Genomic DNA, 13,734 nt, shown 5'->3' with positions numbered 1-13,734 from the left:
GCTCGACAAAGCCAAGACAGAAGTCGTGGGCACGGCGCTACGCGCCTTTGTCCACCCTACGAGATCGCGTTTGTGGGGTGGGTTAGTCGTACTGCGTCAGGCGGCGCTTGCGACCGGGGTTTTCGGGCCGCTCTGCTGGAGGCGACGTAACGCGGCGAGGTTGGTCTCGACCGAGGCCAGGCAGCAACGCGATTTGCCGCCTGACTTCGCCTCGTAAAGTGCTGCATCGGCGACCGCGAGCAATTCCTCGACTTCGGCGCCATGATCCGGCGACATCGCAATGCCGACGCTGGCGCCGACACCGGCGCGCACCTCGCCGCCGAGCTCATAGGAGACGGCAACCTCGCTGATGAGGCGGTATCCCGCCTCTTGGGCCATTTCGGCCGTGACGCCGTCGACGAGCACGACGAACTCGTCACCGCCCATCCGGGCGACCACCGCGCCGTCCGGCAGCGCCCGGCGCACGCGCCCGGCCACCGCTTTCAGCACCTCGTCGCCCGCCGCATGTCCGAACGTGTCGTTGACCGGTTTGAAGTCGTCGAGATCGAAGAACATCACAGCGAACCGTCGTTCGGCGTGGGCTCCAAGTCTGGCGCTGAGTGCCTCGACGAAGCCCGCGCGATTGAGCAGCCCCGTGAGTGCATCATGATGCGCGCGATGGCTGTTCTCGCGTTCGGCGCGCATGGTGGTGATCAGCATCCGATTGAGGCGGAAGGCGGCGGCCGTCATCGCGGCCAGATACATCGGCACCTGGAGGTAGACGATGTAGAACAGCGGCTCGCCGGCGAACGCAGCGCCAGGGATGATGGGACCGAGGCTCAGCAGGATCATGGTCCCGGCCAGCCGCGGCGCGCCGAAATTGCGGAAGCAGATGCCGCCGACCATCGCCGCCGCCGAGAGCGAGGCCAGCATGGCGACGACCCAGTCCCCGCTGGCCAGGCTGGCAACGACGCCAAATCCAACGCTGGCGCTCCAGGCGACCGCGAGCAGGAGATGAAGGTCGGTCGGCGTCGGGCGGTGGGCACGCGCCCTGCGATGCGCGCTGACGAGCACGGCGAGGCGGGCCAGGCAGATCGCGATCTCCATGACCAGCCAGACAATGAATGGTGCAGTCTGCTTGCGGCCAGCGATCACGGCGGCGACGGCAATGGTGTTGACGGCGCCGGCAGCAAAAACCGGCAGCGATCCATAGAGCTGGACAATGAGCGCGGCGCGGATGTCGTCGGGAACACCTAGCCCCGGCTCGGCGAGCCAGCGTGTCAGGCGCCAGCGTGGCGCACTGTAGAGTCCCTCGTCCGATTGCATTGCAAAGCGTCCCCGTATTCCGGGCGCCAACAACGATGACCGCTCCTAACAAGCCTTTTAAGACAGCCATCGATTGCCGGGCGTGCTTGACGCAAGGTAAACCGTCGCAAGCGCGGCCGCGGGCGTGCAGGAGAATGCGGATTGGTGCAGGCCGAAGGTGCGGCGACGGATGTGTTGCGTGATTAGAAGTAGGTAGGGCAAAGCGACTTGTCCGCCGTAGCTCGAAGAGCGGAGGCGGAAGCGTGCCCACCATGTCGCTCAACGGAGCTGAGAGTGATGGGCACGGCGCTTCGCGCCTTTGCCCACCCTACGAAGTACGCCCGAGCTGCACCTCGCGTTCCACCGCAATCCATGTCATACGGGCCACGGCCAGCAACTTCCCGGTTTCATCGTGGAGCGCGGCCTCGGCCGTACGCTTGCGGCCGTCGCGGCCGGTTGGCCAGGCTGTGATGATGCAGTGGTCGCCGGGGCGCGGCCGGGCTTCAATCCGCGCCGACATCCGCCCCAGTAGCAGCGGCGTCTTGTCGAATGCGCTGCTCTGCTGATCGCAATTGCAGGCAAAGCCGGTGGGACAATCGAGCGCCGACCAGAGAAATTCTGGCGCGATCAGGCCATCCTCGGCGGCCAGATTTGGATCTGGCGTCCAGCTCGCCGCGAGAACGGGGCTTTGCGCCCGACGTCCGAGCGATCCGGCGAAAATGCGCAGGCCGTCGCCTTTCGCTCTTGCGGGACCGCAGACGAAACAGTTCGGCAGCGGATGCTCGTGCGGCTTGAACAGCGCCAGCAATTCGGCCGCGCGTGCTTCCTGCAAGCTGGCTGTCTCCACGCGCGCAAGCTCGACGCTCGTCGCGCGCCCGGTCGCGACGACCTTGGCGCCGTCGCGAAGCTCCCATGTGCCGTCGTCCGTAGCGACAGCATCGAGCGGCTTGTCCAGGGGAGGCGGTGCGCGCAGCGTCACCTCGGCGCCGCCGGGAATGTGGCGGGCCAGCCGGCCGCAGACATAGCCGCCGTTCCCGGAGTTCGGAGGACCGCAAAAGCGCTTGTCGATGATGATCTCGGTCATCGGTTTTATCCTCTCTTCCTCGTCGGGCGCAGTCTACCTGATCTTGAGGACAATTCGTCCGTGAACCGTGCGATTGGCGACGGCGCGCATGGCGTCGCCGGCCTCCTCCAAAGGGAGGACGCGGTCGATGTGCGGGCGGATCTTTCCGTCGGCCAGCAATTGCATCAGCGTGTCATTCATGCGCGCGGCCTCCGCGGAGAATTTCTCCGCCCAGGCGCCGACAAAGACGCCGATGATGGCGTAATTTTTCAGGAGAGGCAGGTTCATCGGGATCTGTGGAATCTCGCCGCTGGTGAAGCCGATCGGCATCAGCCGTCCGCCCCACTTCATCGATCGGGCCATCTGCTCGAAAATCGCGCCGCCGACATTGTCGAAGCCGATATCGATGCCGTCTCCCGATGTGATCGACTTGATCCGGCTGCGCAGGTCCTCGCTGCGATAGTTGATGACCTCGCTGGCGCCGTAACCGCGCACCAGGTCGGCCTTGTCGTCGGAGCCGACACCGGCGATGACGCGCAGGCCGAGATGACGCCCGAGGTCGACGGCGGCGAGTCCAACCCCGCCGGCCGCGCCCGTGACCAACAGTGTTTCGCCGCGCTGAGCCCGTGCCCGCTCGGCCAGCGCGTAATAGGCCGTGCCGTAATTATGCAGCACCGTCGCCCCGGCTTCGAACGCGACGCCATCAGGCAGCCGCACGCTCTTCGATTCCTTCGCAATCATCCGTTCGGCGTAGCCGCCGGTCCATTCACTGCAGGCCACGCGATCGCCGGGTGCGAACATCGTGACCTTGTCGCCGACCGCGACGACGACGCCGGAAGCTTCCGTGCCGGGCACGAAGGGCGTCGCCGGCCGCATCTGGTAGAGGCCCGAGACCAGCAACTGGTCCATGAAGCTCACGGACGCCGCATGGACGTCGATGAGAATCTCGTCGCTGGCAGGCCGCGGCGTAGCGATCTCACCGAGGCGCAGATCCGCAGGGCCAGTGAACGAATTGCACAGAACCGCTTTCATCGGGGCGCTCCGAAAATGCGCGGCAACAGCATCGGAACGCGCCGGCGATAGTCCTGGTAGGTCGCGCCGAACTCGGCGATCAGGTCCCGCTCCTCGAACTGCAGGGCGACCAGGATGTAGGCCGTGTTCGCGATCGCGAACAGCAGATGGCCGGCGGTCATCTCGGGCGTCGCCCAGAACGCGAGCAGAAAGCCCAGCATGAGCGGATGCCGCACGATCTTGTAGAGCAGCGGCGTCCGGAAGGATTGACCTGATATCTCGGCTCCGCGCAACGCGACGAGAGCCTGGCGCAGGCCGAACAGATCGAAATGATCGATCATGTAGGTCGAGGCGAACGCAATCAGCCAGCCGAGCCAATGTACGCCGGTCAGGAGCCACGCTATCATTCCGCTGGCCTGCCAGATCGGCGCCGGGATCGGACGCCACTGCCAGAACAGCAGCAGGAGGATCAGGCTGGAGAGCAGCACATAGGTGCTGCGCTGGCAGGCGATGGGAAGGCTTCCCGCCCACCAGCGTTTGAAGGCCGGGCGTGCCATGACGCTGTGCTGGATGGCAAACAGGCTCATCAGCAGCATGTTGACGACGATGGCCTCACCCAAATTCGCAGGCGCGCCGACGTCGATCGACTTGTCGATTGACTTGGGCACGACATAATTGCCGACGAAACCGAGCGCGTAGAGGAATGAAGCCGTGAAGACGGCGTAGCTCACGATGGCGTAGAGCAGGATTGCGAGGCGCGCGAACATGGTTTTTCCTATTGTGCCGATGGCGGCGGTGCCGCATTCAGGAGCCTGAACCGCTCGCTGGCGAGCGGGCTCGATCTGGCCTGACTGCTATCGCTGGACCGTCCCCTGCGCGTCCCCCGGGGGCGCCGACCGGGGAGGGAGGATCTCCATGACGGCCTTTTCGCTTGTCACGTTCGGGTTCCCCGAGGTCCATGCCGACGACCGCCCGATCAAGCTGGCCTTACGCAAGGGGCTAGCGCTGCTGGTCTATCTCGCGGAAGCCAAAGGCCCCGTCGCGCGCGACGTCATTGCCACGCTGCTATGGCCCGAGACGTCCCGCGAGACCGGCCTTGCGCGATTGCGGCGTCTGCTTCACCGCGTCGAGCTCACGCTCGGCCAGGCGGTTTTCGAGACCGACCGCACAAGCTTGCGTTGGTCTCCGGAGGTCGAGCTGAAGATCGACTCGCATCTGTTCGAGCGCGCCTGCGATCGCGGTGCGTTTGAAGAGGCCTGCCGGATCTATCGCGGCGACTTCCTGGCGGGCTTTTCTCCGGACGACTGTCCTGAGTTCGACGATTGGGTGTTCTTTCGCCGCGAGGCGCTGCGGGGGCGGCTCGTGCAGGCGCTCGAGCGTCTGGTGCAGGACAGGAATGCCGCGGGCGATCATCTCGCCGCGACACTGCATGCGGGCCGTCTGGTCGAGCTCGATCCGCTCAGCGAGGTGTATGGCCGGCACCTGATCCGCAGCCTGCTGCTGGCGGGCGACCGAAGCGCGGCGGAACGGCACCACGCCGCACTAGCGCAGCGGCTTCGGGACGAGCTTGGGGTCGCGCCGGAAGCCGAGACCGAGGCGCTCATGAGCCGCGCGGCCGCGCCGCTGCGTGATGCTCTTCCAGCGACACGCTACGTGAAGGGCGCCGGCGTGCATCTGGCGTATCAGACCTATGGCAGCGGTCCGCTCGACATCCTGGTCATGCCCGGCTTCGTGTCGCATGTGGAGCGCGCCTGGGAGAACCCTGCGAGCCGGACGTTCCTGGCCTCATTGATGAGGCTTGGGCGGCTGATCGTTTTCGATCGCCGTGGCATCGGGCTGTCCGACCGGGTGGGATCGGCTCCTGGCATCGACGTCACCGCGGAAGATATCGGCACGGTGCTGCGGGCGGCGGACTCGCGCCGCGTCGTGCTGTTTGGCGCATCCGAATGCGGGCCGGCCTGCATCAAATTTGCGGTCGAGGAATCCCGCCGTGTGGCCGGGCTCATTCTGTTCGGCGCGCTGGCCAAGGGCTGCTGGTCGGAGGACTATCCGCACGCGCTGCGCGCCAGCCAGTATGACGCCTGGAGCAAGCACCTGATTGCGCAATGGGGCGGCCCGGTCGGGATCGAAGCCTTTGCGCCGAGCCTGGCCAATGATCCGCAGGCGCGCGCCTGGTGGGCGGGGTTGTTGCGCGCGGCGTCCAGTCCCGGCGGCATCTCCGCCGTGCTCGAGGCCTTTCGCGACGCCGACGTGCGGCACCTTCTGGCGCAAATTGCGGTGCCGACGCTGGTGCTGCATCGGCGGGATGACAAGGCCGTGCGGATCGCAGCCGGGCGCGACATCGCGAGCCGGATCACCGGTGCGGAATTCGTCGAGCTCGACGGCAATGACCATTGGTTCTTTGCCGGCGACCAGGAGCCGGTGCTGGAGGCGATCAAGCGGTTCACGGAGGCTTTACCGCGTGAGGGGAGGTCGAGGCGGTGACGCCTCAAGCCTCATTTATTGGCACGTTTCGTGCCTCCCAAAGCGGCACAAACGACGTGACACGATGCCTGGCCAAGGGAGACCCTGACATGAAACGCGAAGACCTCACCGAAAAGCTGCTCGACATCAAGCGCGAGAACGGCTGGAGCTGGAAACACATCTGCGACAAGGTCGGCGGCTATTCCGAGGTGCTGATCGTCGGTGCGATTCTCGGCCAGATGAAGCTGACGAAACCGCAGGCCGCCAATGCCGGCGAGCTGTTCGGCCTGTCGAAGGCCGAGACCGCGATGCTCAACGAGGTGCCGATGCGCGGCACCGGCACGCCGATGCCGCCGACCGATCCGCTGATCTATCGCTTCTACGAGATGGTGATGGTCAACGGTCCGGCGTGGAAGGCGCTGATCGAGGAGGAGTTCGGCGACGGCATCATGTCGGCGATCGACTTCGACATGGCAATGGAGCGCGTTGCCAACCCGAAGGGCGACCGCGTCAAGATCACCATGAGCGGCAAGTTTCTGCCGTACAAATATTACGGCGCCAGCGGCAATGTGCCGGAATACGGCTTCAAGGAGGGGTGAGGGACGCGAATGGCGAATCGCGAGTAGCGAATGGGGTTCATTCGCTACTCGCCGCTCCCTATTCGCCTATTTGCCCGCCTTCACCTCGGCCGCGGCCACGGCGATCAATTCGCTCATCTTGGCGCGAATCGCCTGTTCGGTGATGGCGACATTCTTGGCGGCGAAATCGGCCATGACCTTGCGCAGGACGTCGGCATCGCCGGCCTCCTCGAAATCGGCCGCGACCACTTCCTTGGCGTAGGCGGTGGCGGCCTCGCCGGTGATGCCGAGCTTCTCGGCGGCCCAAAGGCCGAGCAGCCGGTTGCGGCGGGCTTCCGCCTTGAATTTCTGCTCCTCGTCGAGGGCGAACTTCTTCTCGAAGCCTTCCTCGCGCTTGTCCAAACTGCTCATGCCTTTTTCCAATTCCCTGCTGACTGGATCCGGTGGCCATCGTTGCGACGGCCCCGGCGCATGCCTAGATAGGGGGCACGAATCGGCAAAACAACGAGCCGTTAAGCCGCAGGCAAGACGGTATAAGTTGATGCCGGGCGGCCGGATCGATTGTGCTGGGACAGCCAATCGGATAGGTTGCCTGAAGGCTTGGTTCCCGTTCTGTTTCCAAGGGGTTATAGACGGGTTCCCAGCCGTTCACGGCAGCTCCGCTGTGGGTCGTAACCTGGTAACCGGAGCACACCAAATACATGGATTTCAACAAAACACGGTACATCCCCATGAGCCGTCGGCGTCGTATTTATGAAGGCAAGGCAAAGGTTCTTTACGAAGGCCCGGAGCCCGGTACCCTGATCCAGCACTTCAAGGATGACGCCACCGCGTTCAATGCGAAAAAGCATCAGGTGATCGAGGGCAAGGGTGTCCTCAACAACCGGATCTCGGAGTACCTGTTTCAGCACCTCAACGACATCGGGGTGCCGACCCATTTCATCCGCCGCCTCAACATGCGCGAGCAGTTGATTCGCGAGGTCGAGATCGTGCCGCTGGAAGTGGTGGTGCGGAACGTTGCCGCCGGCTCGCTGTCGCAGCGCCTCGGCATCGAGGAGGGCACGCAGCTGCCCCGTTCGATCATCGAATTCTACTACAAGAACGACCAGCTCAACGACCCCATGGTGTCGGAAGAGCACATCACCGCGTTCGGCTGGGCCACGCCGCAGGAGATCGACGACATCATGGCGCTCGCCATCCGTGTCAACGACTTCCTTACCGGCCTCTTCCTCGGCATCGGCATCCGCCTCGTCGACTTCAAGATGGAGTGCGGCCGGCTGTTCGAGAACGAGATGATGCGGATCATCGTCGCCGACGAGATCTCGCCGGATAGCTGCCGTCTGTGGGACATCAAGTCGAACGAGAAGCTCGACAAGGACCGTTTCCGCAGGGATCTCGGTGGCCTGCTCGAGGCCTACACCGAAGTCGCAAAACGCCTCGGCATCCTCATGGAGAACGAGCGTCCGCAGGGCACTGGCCCGGTGCTGGTGAAGAGCTAAGAGGGATTTGACGTGAAGGCACGTGTTACCGTTACCCTGAAGACGGGCATCCTCGATCCGCAGGGCAAGGCCATCGAAGGCGCGCTGAAGTCGCTCGGCGTCGACGGCGTCGCCAGCGTCCGCCAGGGCAAGGTGTTCGACATCGAGCTCGCCGGCGCCGACAAGGCCAAGGCCGAAGCGGCGCTGAAGGAGGCGGCCGACAAGCTCTTGGCGAACACCGTGATCGAGAACTATCGCGTCGAGATCGTCTAACCCGCGCGGCGCTTCACAGCCATCCGACGCGGTGGAAGCGCCAGTACAATGCGAGGCAGGCGAGCGCCATCATCCCCATGACGACGAAATAGCTGTACTCCCATTGCAGCTCGGGGATGTATTTGAAGTTCATCCCGTAGATGCCGGCGACTGCGGTGGGCACGGCGAGGATCGCCAGCCACGAGGCGAGCTTCTTGGAGACCGCGGTCTCCTGCGCCTGTCCGACCAGCAGGCTCGCCTCGAAGGCGAAGGCCAGCACCTCGCGCATGGAATCGATGCGCTCCTGGATGTTCCTGACGTGGTCGGTGACGTCGCGGAACAGCGGCTGCATCGTCGCGCGCACCATCGCAAGCTCGTCATGCTCGAGGCGGCGGCAGACTTCCACCAGCGGGCCGATCGCGGTTCTGAGCCGCAATAGGTCGCGGCGCAGCATGTAGAGCCGCTCGATCTGCGCCTTGCTGATCGGCTTGGAGAGCACGTCGTCCTCGATGCCCTCGACCTCCTCGTGGATGCTCTCCAGCACGGGCGAGTAGTTGTCGACGATGAAATCGAGGATGGCGTAGAGGATGTAGTCCTCGCCGCGCGCCAGCGCCCGTGGGCAGCTTTCGCAGCGTTCGCGCACGGGCGTGTAGGATGTCGAGGCGCCATGGCGCACCGAGACCAGATAGCCTTCGCCGACGAAGATGTGCGTCTCGCCGAAGGCGATCCGGCCCTCGAGCAGTTGCGCCGTCCGCGCCACGATGAACAGGGCCTCGCCATATTGCTCGATCTTCGGCCGCTGATGGGCGTTGTTGGCGTCCTCGATGGCAAGGTCGTGCAGGTCGAACTGCTTCTGCACGGCGCCGAGCAACGCCATGTCAGGCTCGTGCAGCCCGATCCACACCACGTGGCCGGGCTTGGCCCGCCAGCTCGAAGCCTCGCTGATGGCGATATTGGCGACACGCCGGCCGTCGACATAGGCGCCGGCAGCGATGACGCCCTGAGTAGACACCGGTTCGGAGAGGGAGGCGGGCAGCGACGGGACGTTCATGGCTTCAATCCCGGGCAAAATCGTCAGGCAAAATTGCCGTGGCTATGGCCTGTGTACAAGGCCGCCCGGCGAGGCTAGCACTGGTAAAATCCCCGTCAAATGGCTATGTCTCCTGACGAATTGGCCCTTTGGCCAGCCCGATTCCCATCACCGTCGGAACCCGAACCATGAAAGCCGCCATCCTCGTCTTTCCCGGAATCAACCGCGAGCGCGACATGGCGCGCGCATTGAGGCTGATCTCCGGCAGCGAGCCCGCGATGGTCTGGCACGCCGAGACGTCGCTGCCCGCGGGCACCGACCTCGTCGTGGTGCCCGGCGGCTTCTCCTACGGCGACTATCTGCGCTGCGGCGCGATTGCGGCGCGGTCGCCGGTGATGGACGCGGTGCGCGACTATGCGGCCAAGGGCGGTCTCGTGCTCGGCGTCTGCAATGGTTTTCAGATCCTCTGCGAGTCCGGCCTGCTGCCCGGCGTCCTGATGCGCAACGCACGGCTGAAATTCATCTGTCACGACGTGCATCTGCGCGTCGAGCGTTCCGACACGCCGTTCACCCGCGGCTACAATGCGGGCCAGGTGATCCGCGTGCCGGTGGCGCATGGCGAGGGCAATTACGAGGCGGACGAAGAGACCATCAAGCGGCTCGAAGGCGACGGGCGGGTGCTCTATCGCTACTGCTCGGCCGAGGGTGTGGTCGATGATATCAGCAACATCAACGGCGCGGCGGAATCCATCGCCGGAATCGTCAATGACAGGGGCAACGTGCTCGGCATGATGCCGCACCCGGAGAACCACGTCGAAGACATCATGGGCTGCACCGACGGCCGCGGCCTGTTCGCCGGTCTCACTGCCCATCTGGAAAAGGCCGCGTGATCTCGTTCGTGGCGAAGCGGGCTCTCGCCGCGATCGCGGCGCTGTCGCTCGCGACGTTTTCGCTCGCGACCGCCGCCTTCGCGCAGGATTTCCCCAAGCGCCCGCTCACGATGATCGTGCCGTTCGCGGCCGGCGGCACGTCGGACGTGATCGCGCGCACGGTCGCCGAGCAGATGGGCATCGCACTCGGCCAGACCATCGTGATCGAGAACGTCGCCGGCGCCGGCGGCTCGACCGCGCTGGCGCGCGCCTCCCGCGCCGAGCCTGACGGCTACACCATCGCGATCGGCAACGCCGGCACCAATGCCGCGACCTACACGATCTATCCAAAACTGCCGTTCACGCCTGAATCCTTCGTGCCGATCGCCATGGTCGCGAAGACGTTCGGCATCATCGCGCTGCGCAAGGATTTCCCGGCGAAGGACCTGAAAGAGTTCGTCGCCTACGCCAAGGCGAACCCCGGCAAGATCAATCTCGGCCACGCCGGTGTCGGCTCGTCGAATTACCTCATTTGCAAGAGCTTCGTGACGGCCGCCGGGATCGATGCGACGCTGGTCGGCTATCGCGGCGCGGCGCCTGCGCTCACCGACGCGGTCGGCAGCCAGATCGACGGCGTCTGCGACGCCGCAGCCTCCGTCTCACAGTCGATCAACGAGAAGCTGGTGCGGGGGCTCGTGGTCGGCTCGACCGTGCGGCTGGCCACGCTGCCCGATCTGCCGACGTCTGCCGAGGCAGGCCTGCCGGACTTCGAGGCGCAGGGCTGGAATGGCCTGTTCGCACCCAAGGGCACGCCGCAGGCCGTCATCGCCAAGCTGAATGCAGCCGCGCGCACCGCGGTGGAAACCGACGCGGTGAAGAAGCGTTTTGCGGATCTGTCGACCGTTGCGCCCGATCCCGACGAGCATACGCCCGAAGTGCTCCAGAAGCTCGTGACGCGCGACGTCGAGAAGTACCGGAAGATGCTCGCGGACGACGCCAAGTAGCAGCCGCCCAAGTCATAGCAAGTCATAGCGGTTTTGGGCTTGCTGTCTCATGAACCTCAATCGTGTTTGAGACGACTGACTCCTCGTCGCCATCAAGGCGTGCGCGTCCGGGGTCGCTGATTTCCGCGCGGATGGAAACAACTCAAAGTTGTTTCGCCGCACGGGTTGCGATATCAGGAGGCGTGCGCTGTCGTTGTGCTCCGGATGTCACATGCCCGTCACTTTGGTCGTTCTGCTGCTCGATATCACGCTGATTTATCACGCGTCGCGAACCGGGCGGTTGCAGCCCTGGGCCTTCATCATCCTGATGGTGCCGCTGATCGGCGCGCTCGCCTACATCGCGGTCGAACTCGTCCCTGAATGGTTTTCCAGTCCCGGTGCGCGACAGGCGCGTCAGCGCGTTGCCAATCGGCTCGATCCGGAGAAGCGTTATCGCGAGCTGTGCGACCGGCTGGCGGCCACCGACACCATCGCCAACCGTGCGGCGCTGGCCGAGGAATGCGCAAAGGTTGGCCGCTTCAGCGAGGCCGAGCAGCATTACGGTCACATCCTGAGCCTGCCGATGGGCCACGACCCCGCTTATGCCTTCGGCAAGGCGCAAGCCGAGTTTGCCGCCAAGCGTCCGGCCGATGCGCTGGCGACGCTGGACGATCTTCAGAAGCAATGGCCGGACTTCGATTCCGCCGATGCGCATCTGCTCTACGCCCGCGCGCTCGCCGAGGTCGGCCGGCTCGACGAGGCGCTGGAGGAATATCACGCCGTCGCCGGCTATTTCCCCGGCGCCGAGGCCCGGGTGCGCTACGGCATGCTGCTCCAGATGCTCGGCCGCAGCGCCGAGGCGCGCGTGGTCTTCAACGAGCTCCTGATCCAGATGCGGCGCGCGCCCAAATATCTGCGCGACGCCCAGGCCGATTGGCTCTCGATCGCCGAGAAGCAGATTTCGACCTGAGCGGTCTTATTGTTTGAGCATGATCTTATCGGAAAACTGCTGCGCGCTTTTCCGGATCATGCCTTGCGCAGCTTCAGCCGTTCCGCCGGCAACGTCATCGCGGCGACGCCGGCCATGACCAGCAGAAGTCCCAGCGCGAGGTTCGACGGCACGCTCTCGCCGAGCAGCAGCACGGACAATCCGACGCCGATCGGAATGCGCAGATAGCCTTGTGCGTTCGTGGTCAGCGTGCCGAGCCGGCCGAGGCAGACGTAGAACAGCATCAGCCCTAGCGCGCTGGAGACGATGCCCATGACGATGGTGGCGACGATCGCCGTCGGCGTCGGGTGCAGCGTCCAGGGCTGGTCGATGATCAGCGAGGGCGGCAGCAGCACGAGGCCACCGAACAGCAGCGAGCCGGTTGCGACCACCATCGGATCGTATTCGGAGAGCCGCAAGCCAAAGATGGTCGCGCAGGCAAAGGAGATGGTGGCGAGCAGGATCGCGATCTCCGCCACGATCTCGCTGCCGAAGCCGCGTAGCGCGTCCAGCCCGACGATGGCGATCGTGCCGGCGAGGCCGAGAATTGCGCCCGCGAGCTTCAGCAGCGTGGCCGGCTCGTGCCGCGTGATCAGCGACGTGATCAGGAAGGCGAAGATCGGCGTCGTCGAGGCCAGCACCACCGTGTTCGACGCCGGGACATATTGCTGCGACCAGGTGATGACCAGGAACGGAAAGGTCGAGTTGATCAGCTGCTGGACTGCGAACAGCTTCCAGGCCTTCGCATCCGTCGGGAGCTTGAGGCCGCGCATCCACAGCATCGCGAACAGGAAGGCGAACGCGATCAGCGAGCGCGCCGAGATGAAGGTGATGGGCGGGATCGTGGGAAGCGCGAGCTTCGCCAGCGGATAGGTCGAGCTCCAGCAGCAGGCGAGCGCGAACAGCAGCGCATAGTCGCGCCAGTTGCGCGCGCCGGTGGCGATGATGGATGGCGACGATGATGCGGCGGCCGCCGTGCGGCCCGACGATGTGCTCTTCGGCACCTTGTTCCTGCTCCCCCGCGCCAACGCGCTTGTCGCAAGTCTGGGCGAGGGGGCGCGAAAAGGGAAGGCGTCGAGCTATGCGTTTGCCTGGAGTGCAGGCTTCCGCTTCACCCGCTTGATCGTGCCGGAGAAGGTAAACAGCGGCCGCCCGGCCGAGGTCAGCTTGCCCCGCAGGAAGATCAGCGAGCCGCCGGCGCGGGACACTTCGCCGACGCATTCGACCAGCTCGCCCTCGCGGGCCGCGTCGAGGAAATCACAGGCGAAATTCGTCGTCACGGCCGGGCCATCCAGCTCGTGGGTGGCGATCGCGAACAGGCAATAGTCGGCGAAGGCCATGAAGCAGCCGCCATGGACGTTTCCGGAGCCGTTGAGGTGCTTTTTCTCGACCCGGAACGCCGAGCGGACGCTGCCGTCGTCCTCGATCTTGTGCCAGAACGGGCCGATATGGCTCTCAAAACTGTCGCGAATCCAGGTCCGCCAGCCCGTGAACTCGCCATCGGTGGCGACGTGCAGGTCTGGGCGGCGGGTGGACGGGACTTTGGTCAATTCGTGCAAGGAAATGGGCCTTCAATTACGGGTCTTTAGTCCTTAAATCCGATCCGTCAGCGCCTTGCAATTCCCGTTCCCGCCGACCGCCTGCCCGCAAAACGTGGGACAGCGGGAAAATGGGCCATAAAGGGCTTTTCGTAGGCCCCCGATCTTCCTAAGAACGGCAAAACGCCGCCGAAAGC

Annotated in this window: 15 protein-coding genes; 7 read left to right on the top strand and 8 right to left on the bottom strand. The window is 64.8% G+C overall.

Annotated features, from left to right (window positions below):
• Positions 1–96: 96 nt before the first annotated feature.
• The 4 genes from J4G43_RS34270 to mddA all read right to left on the bottom strand — a co-directional run bounded on the left by J4G43_RS34270 (position 97) and on the right by mddA (position 4,125).
• Positions 97–1,305: a GGDEF domain-containing protein gene (locus tag J4G43_RS34270; protein ID WP_208087627.1), complete on the bottom strand. Its 1,209-nt coding sequence runs from the start codon at positions 1,303–1,305 to the stop codon at positions 97–99.
• Positions 1,306–1,612: 307 nt separating this feature from the next.
• The gene (locus tag J4G43_RS34265) at positions 1,613–2,368 is read right to left on the bottom strand and encodes a PaaI family thioesterase (protein WP_208087626.1); all 756 of its coding nucleotides are present in this window, start codon (positions 2,366–2,368) and stop codon (positions 1,613–1,615) included.
• A 33-nt stretch (positions 2,369–2,401) separates the two neighbouring features.
• On the bottom strand, positions 2,402–3,379 hold the full coding sequence (locus J4G43_RS34260) for an NADPH:quinone oxidoreductase family protein (RefSeq protein ID WP_208087625.1): 978 nt from the start codon (positions 3,377–3,379) through the stop codon (positions 2,402–2,404).
• Positions 3,376–4,125 (bottom strand): methanethiol S-methyltransferase, encoded by a 750-nt coding sequence (gene mddA / locus J4G43_RS34255; RefSeq protein WP_208087624.1) that lies wholly within the window; start codon positions 4,123–4,125, stop codon positions 3,376–3,378. The genes J4G43_RS34260 and mddA overlap by 4 nt, the downstream gene beginning before the upstream one ends.
• A 148-nt stretch (positions 4,126–4,273) precedes the next feature.
• Between mddA and J4G43_RS34250 the strand changes: the two genes are divergently transcribed.
• Both J4G43_RS34250 and cynS read left to right on the top strand, forming a co-directional pair.
• Positions 4,274–5,842, top strand: a complete 1,569-nt coding sequence (locus J4G43_RS34250) for a bifunctional AfsR/SARP family transcriptional regulator/alpha/beta hydrolase (RefSeq protein ID WP_208087623.1) — start codon at positions 4,274–4,276, stop codon at positions 5,840–5,842.
• Positions 5,843–5,931: 89 nt separating this feature from the next.
• Positions 5,932–6,420, top strand: a complete 489-nt coding sequence (gene cynS / locus J4G43_RS34245; RefSeq protein ID WP_014494123.1) for a cyanase — start codon at positions 5,932–5,934, stop codon at positions 6,418–6,420.
• A gap of 66 nt (positions 6,421–6,486) precedes the next feature.
• Here cynS and J4G43_RS34240 read toward each other — a convergent pair whose 3' ends face one another.
• Entirely contained in the window at positions 6,487–6,810 is a 324-nt protein-coding gene (locus J4G43_RS34240) for a DUF1476 domain-containing protein (RefSeq protein WP_014494124.1), read from the bottom strand.
• Positions 6,811–7,130: 320 nt separating this feature from the next.
• On the opposite strand from J4G43_RS34240, the gene purC reads away from it, so the two are divergent.
• Together purC and purS are read left to right on the top strand one after the other, a co-directional pair.
• Complete coding sequence (purC, locus tag J4G43_RS34235) at positions 7,131–7,898, top strand: phosphoribosylaminoimidazolesuccinocarboxamide synthase (RefSeq protein ID WP_172782948.1); 768 nt, start codon at positions 7,131–7,133, stop codon at positions 7,896–7,898.
• A 12-nt stretch (positions 7,899–7,910) separates the two neighbouring features.
• Positions 7,911–8,150: a phosphoribosylformylglycinamidine synthase subunit PurS gene (gene purS / locus J4G43_RS34230; protein WP_014494125.1), complete on the top strand. Its 240-nt coding sequence runs from the start codon at positions 7,911–7,913 to the stop codon at positions 8,148–8,150.
• Between the two features lie 13 nt (positions 8,151–8,163).
• Here the strand turns inward: purS and J4G43_RS34225 are convergent, their stop codons facing one another.
• Positions 8,164–9,180, bottom strand: coding sequence for a magnesium and cobalt transport protein CorA (locus tag J4G43_RS34225; protein WP_063982359.1), 1,017 nt, complete (start codon positions 9,178–9,180; stop codon positions 8,164–8,166).
• 167 nt (positions 9,181–9,347) lie between these two features.
• On the opposite strand from J4G43_RS34225, the gene purQ reads away from it, so the two are divergent.
• From purQ to J4G43_RS34210, 3 genes are all read left to right on the top strand, one after another.
• Positions 9,348–10,049, top strand: a complete 702-nt coding sequence (gene purQ, locus J4G43_RS34220; protein ID WP_208087622.1) for a phosphoribosylformylglycinamidine synthase subunit PurQ — start codon at positions 9,348–9,350, stop codon at positions 10,047–10,049.
• Entirely contained in the window at positions 10,046–11,032 is a 987-nt protein-coding gene (locus J4G43_RS34215; protein ID WP_208087621.1) for a tripartite tricarboxylate transporter substrate binding protein BugD, read from the top strand. The genes purQ and J4G43_RS34215 overlap by 4 nt, the downstream gene beginning before the upstream one ends.
• 211 nt (positions 11,033–11,243) lie before the next feature.
• Positions 11,244–11,981 carry a tetratricopeptide repeat protein gene (locus J4G43_RS34210; RefSeq protein WP_208087620.1) on the top strand — a complete coding sequence of 246 codons (738 nt, stop codon included), beginning with the start codon at positions 11,244–11,246 and terminating at the stop codon, positions 11,979–11,981.
• A gap of 56 nt (positions 11,982–12,037) precedes the next feature.
• On the opposite strand, the gene J4G43_RS34205 is transcribed toward J4G43_RS34210, so the two are convergent.
• Together J4G43_RS34205 and J4G43_RS34200 are read right to left on the bottom strand one after the other, a co-directional pair.
• Positions 12,038–13,003 (bottom strand): DMT family transporter, encoded by a 966-nt coding sequence (locus J4G43_RS34205; RefSeq protein ID WP_208087619.1) that lies wholly within the window; start codon positions 13,001–13,003, stop codon positions 12,038–12,040.
• A gap of 75 nt (positions 13,004–13,078) precedes the next feature.
• Positions 13,079–13,558: a PaaI family thioesterase gene (locus J4G43_RS34200; RefSeq protein ID WP_167768114.1), complete on the bottom strand. Its 480-nt coding sequence runs from the start codon at positions 13,556–13,558 to the stop codon at positions 13,079–13,081.
• Between the last annotated feature and the right edge of the window lie 176 nt (positions 13,559–13,734).

Origin of the sequence: Bradyrhizobium barranii subsp. barranii (genome assembly GCF_017565645.3) — a bacterium.
GTDB lineage: Bacteria > Pseudomonadota > Alphaproteobacteria > Rhizobiales > Xanthobacteraceae > Bradyrhizobium > Bradyrhizobium barranii.
Note: the sequence above shows the minus strand (reverse complement) of the source record. Positions and strands in the feature narration are given on the sequence as shown.